The sequence below is a fragment of the Peribacillus sp. NPDC058075 genome (genome assembly GCF_042885195.1).
Taxonomy (GTDB): Bacteria; Bacillota; Bacilli; order Bacillales; family DSM-1321; genus Peribacillus.
Map to the genome: position 1 here is coordinate 1082 of NZ_JBHVSL010000003.1, position 20446 is coordinate 21527.

Annotated in this window: 25 protein-coding genes and 2 pseudogenes; 4 read left to right on the top strand and 23 right to left on the bottom strand. The window is 34.0% G+C overall.

The annotated features are described in order from the left end of the window. Positions 1-665, bottom strand: a 665-nt coding sequence (locus ACFVS1_RS20775; protein WP_387550159.1) for a hypothetical protein, incomplete at its 3' end; no start/stop codon positions are given. A gap of 465 nt (positions 666-1130) precedes the next feature. Next, positions 1131-2219 carry a tetratricopeptide repeat-containing glycosyltransferase family 2 protein gene (locus ACFVS1_RS20780; RefSeq protein ID WP_387550161.1) on the bottom strand — a complete coding sequence of 363 codons (1089 nt, stop codon included), beginning with the start codon at positions 2217-2219 and terminating at the stop codon, positions 1131-1133. 413 nt (positions 2220-2632) lie between these two features. Between ACFVS1_RS20780 and ACFVS1_RS20785 the strand changes: the two genes are divergently transcribed. Next, positions 2633-2773 (top strand): hypothetical protein, encoded by a 141-nt coding sequence (locus ACFVS1_RS20785; RefSeq protein ID WP_352928167.1) that lies wholly within the window; start codon positions 2633-2635, stop codon positions 2771-2773. Positions 2774-3060: 287 nt separating this feature from the next. On the opposite strand, the gene ACFVS1_RS20790 is transcribed toward ACFVS1_RS20785, so the two are convergent. The 14 genes and pseudogenes from ACFVS1_RS20790 to ACFVS1_RS20855 form a co-directional block, all read right to left on the bottom strand. Further along, positions 3061-3357 carry a hypothetical protein gene (locus tag ACFVS1_RS20790; protein ID WP_387550163.1) on the bottom strand — a complete coding sequence of 99 codons (297 nt, stop codon included), beginning with the start codon at positions 3355-3357 and terminating at the stop codon, positions 3061-3063. 1053 nt (positions 3358-4410) lie between these two features. Continuing rightward, complete coding sequence (locus ACFVS1_RS20795) at positions 4411-5190, bottom strand: PAS domain S-box protein (RefSeq protein WP_387550165.1); 780 nt, start codon at positions 5188-5190, stop codon at positions 4411-4413. A 524-nt stretch (positions 5191-5714) separates the two neighbouring features. Further along, positions 5715-6488: an SDR family oxidoreductase gene (locus ACFVS1_RS20800; RefSeq protein ID WP_387550167.1), complete on the bottom strand. Its 774-nt coding sequence runs from the start codon at positions 6486-6488 to the stop codon at positions 5715-5717. Between the two features lie 144 nt (positions 6489-6632). Beyond that, entirely contained in the window at positions 6633-6968 is a 336-nt protein-coding gene (locus tag ACFVS1_RS20805; protein ID WP_387550169.1) for a phosphoribosylanthranilate isomerase, read from the bottom strand. Positions 6969-7434: 466 nt separating this feature from the next. Then, entirely contained in the window at positions 7435-7893 is a 459-nt protein-coding gene (locus ACFVS1_RS20810; RefSeq protein WP_330502642.1) for a GNAT family N-acetyltransferase, read from the bottom strand. Positions 7894-8057: 164 nt separating this feature from the next. Further along, positions 8058-8567 carry a fructose-bisphosphate aldolase gene (locus ACFVS1_RS20815; protein WP_387550171.1) on the bottom strand — a complete coding sequence of 170 codons (510 nt, stop codon included), beginning with the start codon at positions 8565-8567 and terminating at the stop codon, positions 8058-8060. 165 nt (positions 8568-8732) lie between these two features. Then, entirely contained in the window at positions 8733-9116 is a 384-nt protein-coding gene (locus ACFVS1_RS20820) for a YkvA family protein (protein ID WP_387550173.1), read from the bottom strand. Between the two features lie 160 nt (positions 9117-9276). Next, entirely contained in the window at positions 9277-9765 is a 489-nt protein-coding gene (locus ACFVS1_RS20825) for a GNAT family N-acetyltransferase (RefSeq protein ID WP_352924915.1), read from the bottom strand. A 139-nt stretch (positions 9766-9904) separates the two neighbouring features. Next, positions 9905-10153, bottom strand: coding sequence for a hypothetical protein (locus ACFVS1_RS20830; protein ID WP_387550175.1), 249 nt, complete (start codon positions 10151-10153; stop codon positions 9905-9907). A gap of 512 nt (positions 10154-10665) precedes the next feature. Beyond that, complete coding sequence (locus ACFVS1_RS20835) at positions 10666-11094, bottom strand: hypothetical protein (RefSeq protein ID WP_352924917.1); 429 nt, start codon at positions 11092-11094, stop codon at positions 10666-10668. A gap of 255 nt (positions 11095-11349) precedes the next feature. Then, complete coding sequence (locus ACFVS1_RS20840) at positions 11350-11481, bottom strand: DUF6254 family protein (RefSeq protein ID WP_387550177.1); 132 nt, start codon at positions 11479-11481, stop codon at positions 11350-11352. A gap of 97 nt (positions 11482-11578) precedes the next feature. Continuing rightward, positions 11579-11761 (bottom strand): hypothetical protein, encoded by a 183-nt coding sequence (locus ACFVS1_RS20845; RefSeq protein ID WP_034310968.1) that lies wholly within the window; start codon positions 11759-11761, stop codon positions 11579-11581. 347 nt (positions 11762-12108) lie between these two features. Beyond that, complete coding sequence (paiA, locus tag ACFVS1_RS20850) at positions 12109-12627, bottom strand: spermidine/spermine N(1)-acetyltransferase (protein WP_387550179.1); 519 nt, start codon at positions 12625-12627, stop codon at positions 12109-12111. Between the two features lie 51 nt (positions 12628-12678). Next, a pseudogene (locus ACFVS1_RS20855) lies at positions 12679-12917 on the bottom strand (MarR family transcriptional regulator); the annotation flags it as partial. A gap of 104 nt (positions 12918-13021) precedes the next feature. Between ACFVS1_RS20855 and ACFVS1_RS20860 the strand changes: the two are divergent. After that, positions 13022-13666, top strand: coding sequence for a YczE/YyaS/YitT family protein (locus tag ACFVS1_RS20860; protein ID WP_387550181.1), 645 nt, complete (start codon positions 13022-13024; stop codon positions 13664-13666). Between the two features lie 169 nt (positions 13667-13835). After that, positions 13836-13994, top strand: coding sequence for a hypothetical protein (locus ACFVS1_RS20865; RefSeq protein WP_352924921.1), 159 nt, complete (start codon positions 13836-13838; stop codon positions 13992-13994). Between the two features lie 345 nt (positions 13995-14339). Here the strand turns inward: ACFVS1_RS20865 and ACFVS1_RS20870 are convergent, their stop codons facing one another. The 7 genes and pseudogenes from ACFVS1_RS20870 to ACFVS1_RS20900 all read right to left on the bottom strand — a co-directional run bounded on the left by ACFVS1_RS20870 (position 14340) and on the right by ACFVS1_RS20900 (position 19620). Next, positions 14340-15200 carry a transporter substrate-binding domain-containing protein gene (locus tag ACFVS1_RS20870; protein ID WP_387550183.1) on the bottom strand — a complete coding sequence of 287 codons (861 nt, stop codon included), beginning with the start codon at positions 15198-15200 and terminating at the stop codon, positions 14340-14342. Positions 15201-15419: 219 nt separating this feature from the next. Then, positions 15420-15785: a nuclear transport factor 2 family protein gene (locus tag ACFVS1_RS20875; protein WP_387550185.1), complete on the bottom strand. Its 366-nt coding sequence runs from the start codon at positions 15783-15785 to the stop codon at positions 15420-15422. A gap of 141 nt (positions 15786-15926) precedes the next feature. Further along, positions 15927-16718, bottom strand: coding sequence for a phosphotransferase (locus ACFVS1_RS20880; RefSeq protein ID WP_387550187.1), 792 nt, complete (start codon positions 16716-16718; stop codon positions 15927-15929). Between the two features lie 477 nt (positions 16719-17195). After that, on the bottom strand, positions 17196-17345 hold the full coding sequence (locus tag ACFVS1_RS20885; protein ID WP_241591906.1) for a hypothetical protein: 150 nt from the start codon (positions 17343-17345) through the stop codon (positions 17196-17198). A gap of 603 nt (positions 17346-17948) precedes the next feature. Continuing rightward, positions 17949-18125, bottom strand: coding sequence for a hypothetical protein (locus ACFVS1_RS20890; protein WP_352924924.1), 177 nt, complete (start codon positions 18123-18125; stop codon positions 17949-17951). Positions 18126-18284: 159 nt separating this feature from the next. Next, positions 18285-18450 (bottom strand): annotated as a pseudogene (locus ACFVS1_RS20895) (GNAT family N-acetyltransferase); the annotation flags it as partial. Then, a complete protein-coding gene (locus ACFVS1_RS20900; RefSeq protein WP_387550190.1) occupies positions 18451-19620 on the bottom strand; it encodes an MFS transporter in 1170 nt (389 codons plus the stop codon). Between the two features lie 293 nt (positions 19621-19913). Between ACFVS1_RS20900 and ACFVS1_RS20905 the strand changes: the two genes are divergently transcribed. Beyond that, positions 19914-20423 (top strand): DoxX family protein, encoded by a 510-nt coding sequence (locus tag ACFVS1_RS20905; RefSeq protein WP_352924926.1) that lies wholly within the window; start codon positions 19914-19916, stop codon positions 20421-20423. Positions 20424-20446: the final 23 nt, after the last annotated feature.

Consider the following 20446-nt stretch of genomic DNA (forward strand, 5'->3'; position numbering starts at 1 on the left):
CCCGTTGGACCTGTTGCTCCGGTCGCCCCTGGATTACCTGTTGACCCCGTTGCTCCCGTTGGACCTGTTGCTCCGGTCGCCCCTGGATTACCTGTTGACCCCGTTGCTCCCGTTGGACCTGTTGCTCCGGTCGCCCCTGGATTACCTGTTGCACCCGTTGCTCCCGTTGGACCTGTTGCACCCGTAGCTCCCGTTGGACCTGTCGCTCCAGTAATACCACCAGCTATCGCATTAAAGTTCTCTGGACCAACACGCGTTACATCTGTATCAACTGAACCAGTAATGTTACGAACAAAAGCTGTATATACTAAAAATCCTGAACCTTTGGGGACATTGTAATCTGCAGCTGAAAATGAGTACTCTTGAGGTCCTACCTCAGAACCATTAAGAACAATAGTCTTAATACCGGTAAAAATTGTATTAGCATTAGGATTGGCCCCTCTAACAATTTTAATTTCAACAGAGTTTACAGGAACACTGGCTTCTGGATTTACTCTTAAGGTGATAATCCCATCAAATTGAACACGAATCATTGAAGTGGGATTTGCTCCGCTAACATTAAGTCCAACTTGTCCAAAAAATTGGTAAGCAGACGAAGTGGGAATGTTAATGGAGTTGGCATAGGAAGCATTTTGAGATGTTATTTCATCAAAGAATTCTGGCATACTTTTTTCCACCTACAATTTTATAAAGATAAATGAATTTATTTTTTTCCAAATACTAGGTATTTTAATTTGGCTTTAGAAACTTATAATACTTTATGAAATTTGCAACAACAGTGAAACGGCACAAACCCTATATCCTTGTAAAATATCCAGTGTTCTACAAAAGAAAAATATCAATCTGTATTTTTTATTTAATCTAAGGATAATCAATATTTTTATAGGGCTATTCTCCCCTTAAATGAATAAGGGTAATTTTTCTTGGATTACTGTATAACAAAAAAACTGAAACCTACTTTAAGTAGTTTCAGTTTCCATAAGTTCTCGACGAGTAAAACCTTTAGAAGACACATTTCTTCTTTTCTATATTCTGTATATCTAGTGGAATCACCCCCATTTTTACGATTAAAAGATCCAAATTAACTTTTCGAGAAATAAGAAAAAAGCGAATCTCTTGGCGTTCGAGAATTAGCTTTTTTCCTTTTTTTCGATACTCTGAAAGTATCTGCGGTTATAGAGGATGGAAGGGTGATCAGGCACGTATTCAGCAGCTAACTCATTATGTCTTTTTGCTTCTTCTAGTTTGCCGATGCGGTCAAAACATACGCAGAGCTGAATGTGCGGTAGCCATGTGTAACAATTTCGCTCGATAAAAGGGCTTTTTGTTTCTGGTATTTCTACTTGTGTTGCCAGATCGTACCAGAAAATAGAGCGTTCATAATCATGTTGCTGCATATGGATGTATCCGAGCCGACAGCAGATTTCCCCTCTTGGTGTATCGTACTCGAAAGACTTTAAACAGCTCTGGACTGCTGAACCCCAATCTTTTAATTGAATATGGCAGTCCGCCAACTTGCCGCATGCTTGAATGTTATCCTCACTCCATCCTTTACCCTCATCAAGAAATTTACGATACCACTTAATGGCATCATCATATAAACCATGGTCATTGCATTCATTCGCATAGTAATATTTGTCGCGCGGTGAAAAGTCAATTCCTGATTGAAGGGCCTTCACGTAAATTCTCAAATTACGATCATTAGAGCTTTTCTCCTTTTTATGAAGTATGGCAATATCCGATTGAAATGTGAGTCCGGTTACTTCAAGATACTCATGAACGAATCCTATCCATTGGAAGTTCTTTTCCCGTTTTACGAGCCGGTTCCTCCTGGAACTGAAGCTGGGGTTTCCATTCCCATCAAAAGAAAGATGATAAAACATCATGACAGAATCGAAGTGAGGAGGAATCTCTTTTTTCAGGGTTGAAAATTTCTCCTTATTCTCTTCTGTTAAAATATCATCCGCATCAAGCCAAAATATATAGTCTTTTGTCGCTTTAGAAAAAGCGAAGTTTCTCGCAGCCGAAAAGTCATCAATCCATTCAAAATCATAAACATGGTCAGTGAAGGCTGAGGCAATTTGTTTCGTGTTATCTTTTGATCCTGTATCAACGATAATAATTTCATCGACTAGTTCCCTAACAGAAGCAAGACAGTTAGAAAGTGAATCTTCTTCATCCTTTACAATCATGCATAAACTAATTGAAATCCCGCCCATTAAACCACCTCCAATAACAGCATATTAGTTTCTGCCTGCTATAATGTCTGGAGATAGGGGAAGTATGAGCTAATTATTCAAGACATGACAAGGAAAATCTTCATTGCAAAAAATTTAAGATCTTTTTTTTGGAAACGCATCTTTTGTTACAATTCCTTTGATGAAGGACTCTAATTTGTTTATATTAGTAAACACCAAATGTATGATTATGTTAATGATCGTACATTCAAAAGGCCGGCAAATGGCGGCCCTCTTATGGCGCTAACGCACCCGGTAGTTCATTATGATCCTTCCGAAGTTGATTATCTTAACTAAAATTGTATATTATATACAATACTTTTTTTAGGTTATACTTGGTATTATATTCGGAACATTTATACAGTCTGTTCGTATAGATTATAGGAGGGGATAGTATGGAGAATAAAAAGGAGATAAATGTTTTGAAAGATGCGGCTAAATCTTTTGTTAAAGGGGTTACTTTTGGTCGTGTTTTTGATCCAGATATGAGAGAAGAAAAGGCTGATAAAACCAAAGAATTTACTGCAATTTACTGATAAAGAAATTATTGATCATTTATCTGGAAGAAAGAAGTTCCCTGAAGCGGATATTGAAGAGTTAAAAAAAGCAGCCAAATATAGAGGTTTATTATAAAAATAAGAAAGCCCTCTTTATTTCAGGGCTTTTTATTGGTGCCGATAACCTAATTACGTGTGATTTCTTATTAAACTATCCTGCCCCGTTAGTCCATAAGAAAAAGCTGCCTTAAAGACAGCTCCGATCTTCAGCTAACGCACCCGTTAGTTCATTAAGAAAAGCGAAATTTCTTTAAGAATCGCGCCCTTTAGTTGAAGAAGTTACATGACTCTATTTCTTTTTTCTTAAATATGCCTACCAGTAGCATAATAAGTCCTATGATGAAACCGATCGGGAACAAGTACCACATAACCAAAGTAGCCCAAGGATCCTCAACAATAAATGCGTATGATAAACCAATCGCAAAAGATAAGAATAGTGAAATTGCAAACATAAGAGCGATGCCCCAAACAATACATTTTCTTTTTTTCGACTTGCCTTTGCTAAGTTGATAAGCTACAAGTACTCCTATAAATGCAATTCCATACCCTACGGCAAATGCCATCTTTTGTTACTCCCCTTATTAAATTTCACAGCTGATTTAGATTAATGTATATCTCCCTTATTTTAACATAAATTCCCAAGCATCTTTAAAAAGTATCTTTAACAAAATGGCCCGATTGTTGAATAAAGATCAACAGCACTCTTCAGCTAAACTGCCCCTATAGTTCCATAAGAAAAGAAGCTGCCTTTTAAAGACAGCTTCTTTTCTAAGCTAAAGCACCCGTTAGTACATTAAAGCATAGTTTATTATTTGTGATTTTTTAATATTCGAACCTCTTCTTCCAGTTTATCTATTTTTTGTTGAAGTTCCATTTTCGGTTTCACTAGTTTTCTTAGTAAAAACAATACTAATATTACGAAAAGAGAAGTTAAAATTAATCCTGGAATACCTATATTACTCAACAAATACACACCGCCCAATTAATATAATTAACCAAATTTTAGTTTTTTTTATAAAAATAGTAAACAGTTACTGTTCGACTAAGCTACGCTTAATGAACTATTCTGCACCCTTTAAGATTAAGTTATTTAATTATGTATTATGGAACCTACAATTTATTTGTAATTTTATCTGTTAATTACCTTATTGATGCTGCAATAAATATTCCGAGATTGGAAAATCAGATTACCTTGGCTTTTTATCTAGAATAAATATAATAGTTGTCACTAAAATCACTAGAAAGACACCTATACAGGCAGTAACTATGCCTTCTATTTTGTCTTTTGCATAAAAACAAATATATGTATTAAAAGAGACAAAAATTAAAAAAATTAATAACTTTGTAACTAAGTTAACTGTATTTATTGCTCTCACAGTAAATCACATTCCTCAATGGTGAATTAACGATATCAAATTAAAATAATTTGAACATTAAAGAAAATAATAACAATAAAGAGTAATTATTCATAAGTGTAAAATAATCCATTTCCATATGGAACTATCCTGCCCCTTTAGCACAATAAGAAAAAGCCGTCTCATGACGGCTCTGACTCCAGTGAACGAACCTGTAATGAAGATAGATAACAATATCCACGGAATATAGTTATATCCTATTCAAGCACTTACGAAGCTATCCTTTAATACCAATTCACGTACTGCCTGCTGTAAAGTTCCAAATATCTGTATTAGGGATAAATCGGCTCCGATCTGAACAACACTTTTGGCAATTTCGGGTCTTATTCCCGTTACAATAGAACGAACACCAAGCAAACCAAGTACGGCACTAGTTTCAAACAGACATTGGATTACCATTGCATCAAGTTCATAGATGCCTGAAAAATCGCTAATCAAAGTATGGACACTCTGTTCCTGTATTTTTAAAGGCACATGTTCTAAAATATAATTCGCTCTTTCAGAATTGATAGAACCTACAAGGGGTAACACAGCGACCCCTTCCAATATAGGGACGACTGGAGCTGATAGTGTGTTAATTTCTTTGGACACTTTTTCGAGTGATCTTTCGATTTCTTTACGCTTTGTTATATCTCTGACGACAGATTGAATCGCTTTTTTATCCTCATACAAAACAGGAGTACAGTTTGTTTCTACATCAACTAGCGAACCATCAAACCGTCTTAATTGTTTTTCGATAGTTCCAGTTGGTTTATTTTCATCAAGGATCGATTTTGTATGCCTTACTATCAGCTCTCTATACTCCTCGGGTACGATATCGAATACAGATTTACCTATAACTTCCTCACTGGAAGCTGCCCGTAAAAAGTCTACTCCTGAAGGGTTTATATACTTAAATTTCCCATCTTGTTGAATAATAATTGCCTCCGTGGCCGATTCCACGATTTGACGATACAATTTTTCATCCGTATTATTTCCCATAAAGTCCACTACTCCTTACCAAAAGTTATAAGTTTTCAACTAAAAACATTATACAATATGTGAATAATTATTGTATTTTACGCCCCATATCTGTGCTTATTAGTTTAAAAATCCTTCTTCAACTCCCTCAGTTTAATGCGAATATCTCTCGAATGAAATAAAAGAATTAGCCATTTCCTAGCATAACTAAGTCATACAAGTAATTGACAACCTTACCCATTCTCCAAGCTATTATTGCTAACTAATTGCAATTACAGCTAAACTCACAACTTTTATTAACTCTAATTTGCCTTTATCCACCTATATTTCTCCTCAACTTGTACTATTTATGAGTATATATTCTTCAACGGTAATAAATAATCCTTGTGCAATTAACCTGCCCCGTTAGTGCCATAAGAAAAAGCTGCCTTAAAGACAGCTCCGATCTTCAGCTAACGCACCCGTTAGTTTAAGTACAATCCTTCACAAATTGATATCTATCCTTGGAATTTAATACATCAAAAGGTTCTAGAACCAAGTTTAATTTACCTTTTAAATCCACCTTCTGAATGAATAATCTGACCTGTAATCCAATCTGCTTCATCGCTCACTAGAAATTTAATAGTTTTTGCAACATCTCTCGGTTTTCCTATTCTACCGAAGGGAAACATCGGTTTTAATTCATTTTTTATTTCCTCTGTCATCCACCCTGTATCAGTTGGGCCTGGATTTAATGCATTAACCGTTATTCCTAAAGGGGCTAGTTCAGCCGACAATGTAATTGTTAGAGCATCAACTGCCCCTTTTGTTGTTGCATATGCTAATTCGCCAGGCATTGGTCCTTGAAACTGACCTGAGGTAATATTGACTATTCTTCCACCTGATTTCTTATCAAACCTTTGAGCAAATTTACTACTTAATAGTGTCGTTGCACGAACATTTACCATGTAATGTTTATCTAATACTTCGGCAGTTAAATTAGAAAAATCGTTGTTAGTTGAGTATGCTGCGTTATTAATCAAGATATCAGGATAACCAAGTTGTTCAGAAACTTTGTTTATAAGTTGTTCAGGTGCATCATATTGAGTTAAATCCAACTCCATACATGATACCTTAACACCTTTTTTTATTAATTCTTCTTTTAATTTCATGGGCTCATCTAATTCAATGCTCCAAGGCATTTTTTTATCATATTCCGTCCAATAAGTAAAAAATATATGATAACCTGTTTCAGCTAACTCCTTACAAATAGCTGCTCCAATACCTTTCAGACGGCTTACACCCGTAATAATTGCAATTTTCCCTTTTAATTGGTCCATTTATATTCCTCCATTACAAAAGTAAATTTAAGTCTTAATACTTCACTAACCTGCCCCTTTAGTTCCATAAGAAAAGAGCTGCCTTATAGACAGCTCCGATCTTCAGCTAACGCAGCTGTTAGCACAATAAAATTAGTAAGAATTTTAGTCATAATGTATTATACTTTTTAAGAAATCTATTTTTCTAATATCTTTATGATTTTTTTTATCTGCTCGATAACTATCCTTAGAAGAAGGCTCGTAAACACATAAATATTGCTCAGGATTTAGTAAATAATACTTTACGTTCCTCTTTTGCTGTATTTCTAAATTCTCTAATTGTACTCCTGCGAAATTCGGTAAAGTGTCAATAATACCAAACTCAACTGATAACCCCTCTTTATAGAACTCATGTTCATGCAAATCAATTAGACTATATTCCATTGAATTCATGATTTTTACAATATTGATCCAGTTATGTATAGATAATTCAGGCGGCACTTCCCACCCTCTTATATTACCAGGTACATGAATATCTAAGTCTTGAGCATCCTAACTCTTTCCTGTAATGACTTCTAAACCAACGGAACCCATTAACAATGGAATAATTTCAATATCGTTTAGTTTTTTTGCAATTTCAATAAACTCATCATACTTGTGATTATCCATTTGCCTCTCCACTTTCGTCTTAATTTCACTATAACTCTGTTCAAAAAACTGCCCAGTTAGTTCCGTAAAGAAAAAGCTGCCTTAAAAGACAGCTCTGATCTTCATCTAATTTATATCTATTCGCCTCAACAGTAATAATCCCTTTTTGCAACGTATTTTTTATGCAACTAGCCTGTCCCGTTAGTTGCATAAAGAAAAAGCTGCCTTAAAGACACCTCTGATCTTCAGCTAACGTACCCGTTAGTTCAACAAGAAACTCAACTTGTGTTCCTTTTATGTACTTTAAATTAGCCTTAAATTAAATACATTTTTCATACTTAAATAACAAAAGCTTTTCAGTTAGCTGAACTTCTCCTATTTTTTCATAGCCAAATTTCTCATAAAAATATTGATTTCTTTTGTTTAAATATGGAGTATATAAACGCCATATTTTTATCAATGGAAATTCAGCCTCAATTAATTTCATTATCTTTGTTCCGAGACCTTTATTTTGATATTCGTTTGCTATGAATAATTTGTCTAATAACAATATATTTTCTTTTTTGCGGAGATCTATTCCACCGATAATGGTGTTATTTGACCATATTGTGTAATGTATAAAGTGTTCTATATTTTCGATTAATTTCTCAGGTGTCTCATTTACAGGAGTTGTATCGTGGTCTTGGTATAACTTATAGTCTTCTGCAAAAGCCTTTTTCTGAATAGTCAACAACAAATCTACTTCAGTTAAACTTGTTCTTTTGATGGTAATTTCCATCTATGATGCACACCCTTTATTTGAATTTCTTTGTTATCTACATATTCTATACAAATTGTGAATTATCCTTGTTGAACTATCCTGCCCCGATAGTTCCATAAGAAAAAGGCTGCCTCAGCAACCTTCCTTATCGAAGTAAAGACCCATTAGTTGAAGAACTAAGTTTAGTTATTAAGTTTAATTAAATCACCGATAACAAATTCTTTTGTAATTGTTTTTTCTTCTTTTGTAACCCAAGATACAGTAATAATTGCAGAGTCGAATGCTTTCTTTATTTCATCTTCACTTAATCCTTTGGAATAAAAGACAAACTCCTTTGTATACCTTGCAAAATTTTCATTTTTATTATCTTGTTCATTTCCATTACCATATAAATACCGTTCCCTATCAACTGTATTGATTAACTTTCCCAAATCATTAGGAATATCAATTGTCCGAGAGGTTATTTGATCTGTATGTTCCATATTTAAGTTAAAAGTGAATTTTCTAAAATCATTTTTGATAGGGTTATCATAACCTTGAGTTCCAATGGTGTTAAATTCCTTTTTACTTAACTTTGAGATTTGTGCTTCAATAGTTATATTTGGTTCCTGTATATTATTGCAACCAACAATAGATATAAGTATTAAGGGTAAAAAAAGAAATGGTATACATAATTGGTGGTATTTTCTCATTTTAAATTCCCCTCCCAAATACAAAATTCTTAATTTCCCATAAAACAATTTTATTCCATATTTTAGATTTCGGGAATCTAATTCTTATTAAACTAAACTGCCCCGTTAGTTGCATAAAGAAAGAGCTGCCTTAAAGACAGCTCTGATCCTCAGCTAACGCACCCGTTAGTTGATTAAGCGATAAATTTTAATAATAGCCCATATTATAATTAAGCCCCAAATCAAAACTATTATTGAGCCAACTATCCAATTCTTCGGCTTACCCTTTTTCATCATTTCTTCTGCTTTAACTTCACAGTTGGTTAATATACTCTTTGGTATCATCTTTAATGCAAGCATTACCCCTATTGGAACGAGAATTACATCGTCTAAGTAGCCAAGAATGGGTATAAAATCAGGTATGAGGTCAATCGGACTGAATGCATAAGCTACAACACAAGCCGTAAATACTTTTGCATACCAAGGCATCCGTTCATCTTTACAAGCAAAGTAAAGGATAAAGATTTGTCGTTTTAATTTTCTCGCCCAAGTCTTAATTTTGTTAAACATTTTATCTCCTGATAATATTTAAAATTTTATTTCAATTATATCAAAAAAAAATATACTAAGGATTGTTATTGCACTATCCTGCCCCGATAGTTCCATAAGAAAAAGCTGCCTTTAAGACAGCTCTGATCTTCAGCTAACACACCCGTTGTTTATTATCTGTTTAAATTTGAAAGGATTGAACCAAACATTCTTCATTATCGACAATTTTCTTTTTTTCTTCAAAATCTATATTTAGCTCACTAAAAATCTTTCTCCAAAATATAACGGCAGGAATATTCTTGGCTAATTGAACAACAAAGTAACTACCTTTTTTTTGTTTAAACAATTCCTTTAATAATGAAATGGCAACACCTTTTCTTCTATATTTTTTCAAAATGAAAATATCATTAATGCTGTAATCATAGTCCTTATTTAAAAACGGCCTTTCTAACAGTAATAAAAACCCTACAATTTTCGTATCTTTCTTCAAAAAATATGGTGTTAATCCTTCCTTCCTCCAAATTAATTCAAATGAATCAAATTTAAATGAACCATCTGTTGATATGTCTAAACCCTCGGTAAACTCCGAAAGGTCATGTAAATAAAGGGAATATAAATTCTGAAGGATATGCTTTTCATCTTTGGAAACGGGGTTGAATGAAATAGTCATGGTTATACCTCTTTTATAATTAATTAATCTCTTACTTCATTAATTTCGATATAAACTTTCATTTGTCCTTCATGAACTAACCTCCCCGATAGTTGCCAAAAGCAAAAGCTGCCCTAAAGACAGCTCCGTGGAATAAGGGTTAATGATTTTTATTTACATACACTCCTGCCATTGTCGAAGGTGAAAATTTAATTTTATATTTCCCTTCAAGTTCTTTCTTAATTTTTTCTGTTAAATTTAATCCTTGTTTATTGTGTTCTTCTTCAAGTTCATTCCCATTAGGAAGCCATTTATCTTCATCCCAATCAATCCATTCACCATACATCTTTACCCATTCATTCAATTCTCTTATTAACTTATTTGAAATCGGAAAGTCCTCTATATCCAAGTTACAACCACATTGATTGCACCATATAGGGTCGGCCCCAACATCACCTTCAACTTTTAACTCATTTGTTTCTTTTTGTTCACAAAGACATTCCATATTATTTTCTAACCCCTCTACTACACGCTTTTTTTATTATATTTTACATTACTTTTGTTAAAGTAACCTGCCCTGTTAGTTCAATAAAAAAAGCGATTCTTATTAAAGAATCGCGCAGACTGTAGACAAACTCGATAATAATTAAGATTGCCTACATTTTTTTAAAGGAGGCACTCGCGGTCCGGGAGCGTCCTCGGCTCTCTTGGTCTCCCTTGGACCCGCTTTTCCCGCAGGAGTCTCGAACACCCGGTCCAATCAACTTTGCAGATGGGGAACCCTTTTGTCTACAAACTCAGCGATTCTTATTAAAGAGTTGGTGAGTTTGCAGACAAATATCGTCCGAGACTTACGAATAGAATGAAAAGGTAAATGGTATTAAGAATGAATATGTAGAAAGATCTCCCCATTGAGGAACTTCATGTCTTTTCCCTTATCCCTTTTCGATCATGTAAAATTTCTTGAATGATTTCAATATGAACGAAAGACCATGATTTTTCATGAAAGTGAAGAAATACACTTATGGAAAGAATGGAAATATATATGATGCTAAAGACGACCCAAAGCAAACTCCCATCTTTAAAAAGGAAATCTTGCAATTGATTTGAAAACAGAAGAAAAAGCCAAGGTCCAGAGGATATTATAATAGGAATGATTCCCGATCCGTTTTTCTCTTTTATCATACAATAATAAATTTTTTTTAACGTATCGCTATCAATGGAACTATAAAATTTTTGTATATTTTCCACTTCCATTAGTTTCTTCATACCTTTGAAAGATCGGTCTTTGTATGATGCTTTTTTTAATTGAAGATAAATTTTATGGGCATCTCCCCGTAATGAAAACATCTATCTGATCTATTCCCCCCTTCCAAAAAACTCCTTACTAAAAGGTTTTGTTATAATTCATATTTTTATGTAGTCTTTGTCTTTTGTCTTAGTATCTACTTGTGGGGATGACATACGAATCATTGTCCATGTTACTACCATAAAAACAACCAGCTCTTATATATAAACCTAAAAAGACCATAATCATCACAACCGATGATTATGGTCTTTTTGGTCAGGACGAGAGTGGGGATCGCCTCTCATTCATAAACAATTTTACTTAGTTTCAGATTCATTTTTGCCCGCATCTTCATCTAATTGTTCAAATGAAGGGACCTTACCATGTGGATTCTGCGATTGTTTACGATCTTTCCATTGGCGTTCTTGTTGTCGCTTAGATTGAGTCATCTAAATAAGCTCCTTTACATAAAGTTCAGTAAAAAGTTTGAAGCACGGTAAGCGTACGCGTGCAGGCATCACATAGTTCGAGTCTGGCAAGTATTAATTAATGCATGCCTTTCCACTCACCCTGATTTTTAGATGCTTTTTCTTTTTTTGCTTTATTTTTATGTGCTTGATTAGCATTTGCACTGCCAAATTCCTTAGAGAATTCAGAATCAGTTTTGCTTGAATCAAATCCTTGTTTATTTTTTTGATCTGCATCATTTTTCTTTGTTCGTTTTGCCATGTAAACCCCTCCTTCTTATCCTTAGTATGAGATCAGAAAGAAGAAATATACCCAGATTAAAAACCGATAATAACATGAATCCGTCATGTAATTCGGGTAAAAAAGCAAAGTGAATAATAAGTTCCAGTTAGGTAATTTTAGCTAACGCAATCGTTAGTGCAGTACCATCCAACGCTATCTTTTTAAATTTGCCTTTTCCGTCAATTATTGAATCTTAGGGTTAAATAAATGTGGGCTTATATGTGATTTTCCAATCTCTATTCCAAAGTTCTTCCATTTTGTATCATCAACATTCGTGACCTTAAAATAATTTGGAATATACATAATGATCCACCTTTCAAAATAAGTTATAGAAGTATTTTGGTCATTATAAAGTCCGTTTGTTTTTCATCACCCATATAAAAAGAATGGGCTCCAGTTTGAACAAATCCAATTTTCTTATAAAAACCAATGGCATTTTCATTTTTTTCCCATACGCCCAGCCAGATTTTCTTTTTATTACTTTCCATCGCAATTTCCATAGCTTTATTTAGCAGATATTTACCAAGCCCATGTTTTTGAAATTTGTTCTTTATATAAATCCGCTCGACTTCGAGTGATTCATCACCCATTTCTTCAGTCTGAGCATCATTGGTATTGACCTTTAAATATCCAGCGACTTCATTATTAAAATAAACAAAAAAGAAATGTGAAGACATATTGGATAATTCTTTTTCTAATTGGTTTAAGTTAAATGCCCTTTCCAAATAGGCATTCATATTTTCGGGAGAATTCTGATGCTTAAATGTCTCATTAAATGTTTCATAACTAATTTCTTGAAGAATGTGTGAATCTTCAAGGGTACACTTTTTTATATTTATAGTCATTTAAATATGTCGCTCCTTTATTAATCAATAATTTCTCTTGTATCCCTTTTTTTACAAATTATCAGTATTTTCTATTCTTCTTCTAACTCTTTGAAGAAGATTGGAAATGGTTTCTACTTCTCTTTCGGAGAATCCCTTTAATGCAGCGATATTGGAATAATCATTTTCGCTTTTTATAAAAGGATAAACACTTTTGCCTTTCTCTGTTGGAAAGAGTTTTTTAATTTTTTTGTTATGTTAATCTTCTTTCTTTCAATAAAGCCATTTATTTCAAGTTTTTTATAGCTCCTCAGCACGTATTTTTGTTGCAAATGCAATAAAAATGGCATATATTTAATTTAACGTAACTTTGTTGCGTTTGCAACAAAAAAATATTGTTAAGGGGTTAAGTAAAGTGAAATATGTTTTTTATGTATTGGGAATTTTAATATTAACCCTGGGTACTTCTTTCACTATACAATCAGACCTTGGAACTTCACCTTTTGATGCACTTTTGGTGGGACTGTCCATAAATGTGGGGCTTACTGTAGGGAGTTGGGAAATAATTATAGCTTTAATGTTGATATGCAGTAATTCACTTTTAAAAAGACAAAAACCCGAAGTATTGGGATTGTTAACAGCATTTATAACGGGTATAGGTATTGATATATGGCTTTATTTATTGCACAATTTGATAGCTCCTGAACTATGGTTCAGCAAAGTTGTTTGTTTTGGAATCGGCCAAGTTGTTATTGGATTAGGTACTGCAACATATTTACACACAAATTTTGCACCGATCCCAGTTGACCGATTAACATTAATCATACAAGAATTAACCAGGACAAATATATTCCTTTCGAGAACATTCATTTACCTCCTATTCTTGATATTGGCAATGATTTCAAATGGACCAATTGGCGTGGGAACTTTATTAACCGTTTGTTTAGGGGGGCTAATACTTAATTTTTTTATGCCATTTACTGAAAAATTAATGGACCGCATATTAACACCCTCCAATACATCACCAAATTATGATAAAGATAAAAAACATTCATTATAGAATGGTTTATTTATTTCTTGAACTAACCTGATCATCATATAGCCGCAGTGACTCGATTGGTTAACGAAAGCCCCTTTACTTTATGGAGATACGCTCTAATCCTCGGATATAACAAGTGTTTTTTTGTAAATAATAAGATTGTTAAACAATAAATTAAGGAGGACTTTGTATGCAACAGAATCAAGAAGCTAAAGAGAATTTGGGTTCTATTATGAAACCGCAATTTTCCGGAACTGATGCACAAAAAGTAAAACAAGAAATTCAAAAAGATGTAAGCGAAGGACAAGGTGCAATGACTTCCCGAGAAGCAGGAGCAATGCGCGATTAAAAAACACTCTGAGTGGTTTTTTATTTTTCTGCTTCAAAATTATTGAGCTAGTCTGCCTCTTTAGTTAATTAAGGATTTTTATTACATGTAAAAGGCCATCAAATGATGGTCTTTTTTTAAGGTACTCACACAGGTGGTGAAATACAGAATATTAACCTGTTTAAGACTTTTGTGCTGGAAATGGGGTTGACTGTGCGTAATGTCCAAAGAGTAGGACTGAGACAAGCTTATGGTTTTATAATCCGTAAAAAAGCCTTCTAATTCACTTCTACTACTTATTAAAGCACCCGTTAGCTTCCTGCACTGCTGTATTTAAATTAGCTTTTTGGAGAGCATCTCCATATTCTATTCCATCCACTTTTTGTAGAGGGCATCAAATTTCCCTTGAAGCTTCATTTCATCCATCCACATTTCCAAGTAGCTTGCATAAATGAAATCACCTCTTGGGATCATATAGCCTTTTTCACTGTTTGTGAAAGGCGTGTCAGTTTGAGCCGCATACAATCTGGGATCAGCTTTTGCATACTGCATTGCTTCTACTGTGTCAGTGATCATTACATCATACGTACCCTCTGCAACAAGATGTGGGATATCAAGATTGTTTTCTACAACCGTTACTTTAGCATTGCTTAGATACTGACGGACAAATTCTTCGTTTGTTCCGCCTGGATTTACACCAATGCGTACAGAAGGCTTGTTGATATCTTCAATGGTAAGATACTTGTCTTTATCTTCCTTGCGAATCAAAGGCACCTTACCGAATGAGAGGTAACCTTGGGATACATAAGCGCTTTTTTGTCTGGCTGTGTTGCGAGTCACACCGCCCACAGCGATATCAAATTTGTCGGCGTGCAGATCTTTCATCATTGCAGGCCATGTGGTAGCGACAAATTTCACCTCCACACCAAGGTCTTTGCCAAGCTCTTCGGCAGCGTCCACATCAAAGCCTTCATACTCATTTGTTTCAGGGTTCAAATAGGTAAATGGTTTGTAGTCCCCGGTCATTCCTACCCGAATGTACCCACGTTTGATTATTTCATCAAGCTGAGAAGAGTCAACTTTTTTCGAATGCCCTGGTGCTTTTTCAGATGCCGGTTCAGCCGAGACGTTTTGGGAGGAGATCAGGTCGTGACCGACATAACCAGTTCCTAGCAAGGATACGCTGATCACCCCAGCCATCAGTGCTTTTTTCCAATTGTTAAACATGTGATTTTACCTCCAATTTTAATATATTTTTAATTGATCTACTAATTATTAAAAATACAACAAAATAAATGAATTACCTTCAAAAACAAATACTTTTTTATATGTAGGTTAGATTAGCGTAGCAGTAGATATGAAAAGGACTACACATATTAGTGATATCTAAAATGTGTAGTCCTAATTTAATTTCTGCTTGAACTAAAGCAGCCGTTAGTTCAGTAACTAAAGCGAAGGATTTGTTTTTGTGCCTTGGTGAAAAAACATTTTCCATCTTCCATCTCTAAATTTCCAAATTGAACTTCGCAATGAATGTTGTTTTTTACCTTCGTTAAAAATTCGGTAGGTAGTTAACACTATTTCTTCAGACAATGGATGTATTTCAAAATCACTCAATGTCATCTTTACCTCACCTATTCCTTCTTCACCAATCCCCTCATCTTTGTACAGGACTTTACCAGAACTTCCAAATTCAAAAAAATTGTCTGCAAGTAAATGATTAAGTTCTTTTTTAGATGTACGAATTTCTGGTTTTAACAACTTCTCTTCCAGTTGACGTAAATATTCTTTTAACGAAGATTCACTTTCCATTTTCCACTCCCTTTTTTACTGTCCATTATAAAAATATTCCAAATACTCTTTCCCTCTTCAAGCTAACCTGCCCCGTTTGTTGCATAAGAAAGGAGCTGCTGATCAGCGTTAAGTACCGGTTAGTTCAACAAAAACCTACCCTTACATCCACTCTTTCCCATGTTGTCGAATGAATTTGATATCATTTTGATAAAGTTCGAGATGCCCTTCAGCAATCATTTTTTGAAAAGCAATATCACCTTCACTGGCTTTTCTTGTAATGGTTTTACATAATCCTTCTAATCGTAGCAATACCATTTTCAAATAATTTTCTTCTATTCCCTCACCGTAAGATTCAAAAAACAATCTAACTCTTTGTTTTATACGGTTAGCATGCTGTAATGGATTATAATAAACTTTCTCACCTGTTTCAGAAAGATAAAATCTACTTAAGGGGACGCAAGTATATAGAGTATAGGCTATGTCCCAAAGTCTTGGACCAGGTCCAGCAACATCAAAATCAATAATGCCTATTGGTCTTTTATTATTAAAAATAATGTTGTACATTGCAAAATCATTATGGCATAGTACCTCAAATTGTTGGGGGGTGTTATCTATCGATTCCCAGCTACCATCAAATGAAAAATCACTGACAGAATCATGATAAAGACGGAGCATTTTTGCTATTTCTATTAAGACATCTTCAGACCACATGTATTCTTTTAAAGGATAATGACCAGTTTCTCCTTCAATAAAAGATAATATCTCTCTTCTTTTTTCATCAATACCTAAAAACTTTGGTGCATAACTGAAACCATTGTTCTCCAAATGCTTTAATAGCTTATGAATTTTGGGACTATCTGGCTTTAATTCTCGTCTCACTGTATCTCCCGAATGATAAACATTAGACACATTCCCTCCTGTTAGCATCTCTTCGTTTTCATGGTTTGACATCTATATATTCCTCCCCAACTATGACTTTCTATAATCCGTAAACCAATTCCTGTTTGTTCAACCCCCTTTGGTTACATAAGAAAAAAGCTGCCTTAAGACAGCTCTGATTTTCAGCTAAAGCACCGGTTAGTTCATTAAGAAAAGGTTGCTTCAACAACCTCCCTTATTGATATAAAGCACACGTTCGCTTAACTAACAATTTAATGATGTGAATTATTTACCTTGTTCCTTTTTCCAAGCGAAAACCCAGCAACTCACTCGTCAAGCGTAAAATTGAAAGTATGAATTAAAGCAGCCGTTGGCTGGTCTATTGATTCTGCTAATGAAATTTTTAGTGAGGAATGGATATCTGATGACGAGTTTTTTGTCACCGAATCTGAAATTCATGGGAATAATAAACTCTATCATCAATTGAAAAAAGAACTTCGAATAAGAAAAACATAGGGAGATTTTAGTCTTCCTATGTTTTCATTCATATTATTTATCTGTTTGTTGTTGCTTCTTTTTCAAATACTCCGCACGTATTTTTTCAAGTTGCTTCTTTTTATCAAATTTGGCAGGCTTCTGTTTTTCATGAAATTTTGTCACAGCTGCCTGACCTTTGGTATCCAATTGATATTTTCCCACTTTGTTCACCTACTTTTCTTGTCTTTAAAGAGAATCTATTCAACAAATATAATATACCTTATTTTACTGAAATAAACCTGATTACTTAATTAGTGTACCGCTAACTTTGCATATATCAGTAAAAACATTAAAAACTTAGTAAAATAATTCATCGCCAAATGGTATTCATTTCATTGCTATAATCAAAATAAAATGCCTTGAGAATCTGAATAAGCCTCAATCATTCTATTTCTTGTTTGTTCAGCTCTCTTCTAAAGGTCCAATGGTTCGGTAAATAAGGTTTAAAATATTAAAATAATCTAAATGGTTCTTAATACTAATAACCATTACGTTCTCGATGATTTCGAATGTAGGTTTCTGAGGGGAAATATTGTTTTTTATGCAAATTCTTTTTACTACTTGTTTCAAAAAATCTACATCCCCAATATTTTTCTCCAAAATATCACCCTTTGTTTTTAACTTTTCTACTTATATCTACCTTGATCCAAATATTACCTTATTAAACTCCCCTGCCCCTTTAGTTCCATTAAAATAAGTGCTTCTGATCAGCTCCTGTTATTGAAGTAAGACACCGGTTAGTTTTAAAACAAATTATTTTCATATCTAATCTTCGTTTTTACTTCTCTCATTATTTTGAAGATAAATCTTTTTAAGTGTTAAATTTATATTATTCAAAGCAATTAGAATAGCCCCCAACATAACAAAGGTTACTATTTCCCCTGTAAACCAAGATACTATTCCTAAAATTACAGCATAAAGAATGTATAACCCATTACTCATTTATTCAATATCCTCCCTAATCTACATAATTAACTAATTTTACTACAAAATTTCTTTTCTTTATGCAACCCATCCAGCCCCTTTAGTTCCATAAGAAAAAGCTGCCTTAAAGACAGCTCTGATTCTCACCTAATGTACCTCATACGCAGACATTTAAAATTAATCATTAGGATTTATCATGGCTAAAACCTGATGATTTTTCCAACGATCATTTATTTTTATATATTTTATTTTGCGATTCCTTCTTTATGAAAACCAACCTTTTCTAAACACGTATTGAACCAATGTTATTTGGCATAACGCCTGCCACAATCCTATGTAACCTCTATGTTGCTTTCCTTACGTTAATAGAGAGCATTCTAAATAACAAAATAGATGCAACCAAAGCGATTATCCCATTAATAAAGAATGAAACTTCAGCACCAAATATCTGCCATAACAAACCTGTAAGCAAAGAAGCAGGAAATAAACCAATCCCCGTAACCATAGCATAGAAACCAAGTGCAGTTCCTTTACTTTCTGGATTCGATATATCAGCAACCAGCGCCTTTTCAACCCCTTTAGTAAAAGCTGAATACAGCCCGTATAACGTAAATAGAACGATTAGACCAATCGTTGTATTTACTTCTGCAAAACCAATATATACAAATCCATATAGCGCATATCCTATAGTTAGTATACCTCTGCGTCCGTATCGATCTGAAAACGCTCCGGAAATATATGAAAATAAAGACGCAGTAAGATGAAAGAGTAGATATAATAATAGAACATTAGCAGTAGATACTCCTAAATCTGCTGCTCTTAGTAAAAGAAACGAATTTGATGAATTAACAATAGTAAAGAGAAATACAATTAACAATAATTTTTTTACATTTGGATTTAGAAGTTTCAAATCAAGTTTAGGTTTCGTGGTAGGTGGAACTTCTTTAACTATTGGTTCATTCTTTCTTTCCTTTATGCCCAATAACAGGAACCAACCAATAATTACAGGGATTAAAGAATACAAGAAAACATCATGAAAGTTTTGATTTCCATTCATATGTACTATAAAATAAGCAGCTCCGATCCCGATAGAAGCACCTAACATATCCATCATTTGATGTAATCCGAAGACTCTTCCTTGTTTATTTTTTCCTCCAGACTCAGATATAAGAGCATCTCTTGGTGCCGTTCGTATCCCTTTTCCCGTACGATCTATCAGTTTCCATATGAAAACGCCCACCCAAGAACTTGAAATAATCAAAGATATTCTTCCTAGACCTGATAAGCCATAACCAAACAAAGCAAACCCTTTTCTATTTTTCCGACGATCCGAACGACGACCAGTGAAAAATTTCAAAAAACTAGCCAGGGTTTCTGATAAACCATCTATAATCCCAATAATTAAAGGACCTGACGAAGCAAGAAGAATTGGAATTAAAGGAGTCACCATATATGTACCCATATCTGTAAAAAAACTAACGAAGCTTAATATCCAAATGTTACTGTTTTTCAATTCGAAACCGTCCCTTAAATAATAAATTGCTGATGTTCAGCTCCTGGTAATGAACTAAAGCACCCGTTGGTCAATAAACATAATTAATCGACAAATTTAAAAATAAATCCAATTAATAACTATTCGCCTTAACAGTAATAATCCCTTTTTGCAACATATTCCTTCCTATAGTTCCATAAGAAAAGAGCTGCCCTAAAGATTTAAATTTTATTTACATAAATGATAATGAAAATCATTATTGATTATGTTATCATATCTCTAGCTATTATTTTTATATTTTAGGGAGGAAAAGTATGTTTATTGATCTTTTAAAGCATAACAAAAATGTCTCCCTTCTTTTGGCTGTGTTTCGTGTGTATCTCGGATATACGTGGGTTATGGCTGGATGGGGGAAGTTAACAGGCGGACAATTTGATGCTTCTGGTTTCTTACAGGGTGCTTTGGCAAATGCAACTGGAGAGCATCCGGCTGTTCAGGGATGGTGGGTTGTATTTCTTGAGAATCTAGCCATTCCTAATGTAGAGATATTCAATACGTTAGTACCTTGGGGAGAATTCCTCGTCGGGATAGGTTTAATAGTGGGTTGTTTCACTAAAACAGCTGTCTTTTTTGGTCTAGTTATGAACTTCTCTTATCTGTTTAGTGGTACGACAAGTACCAATCCACAACTTATTCTATTATCTATGTTTATCCTTGTTTCTGCTATGAATGCAGGAAGGTATGGGGTAGATGGTATGATTATACCTACTCTTAAAGAAAAACTATTTGCTAATAGAACAAGAGAGGTAAAAAATGTAGCTTAACAAAAAGTAGAGTATTAAAAAAA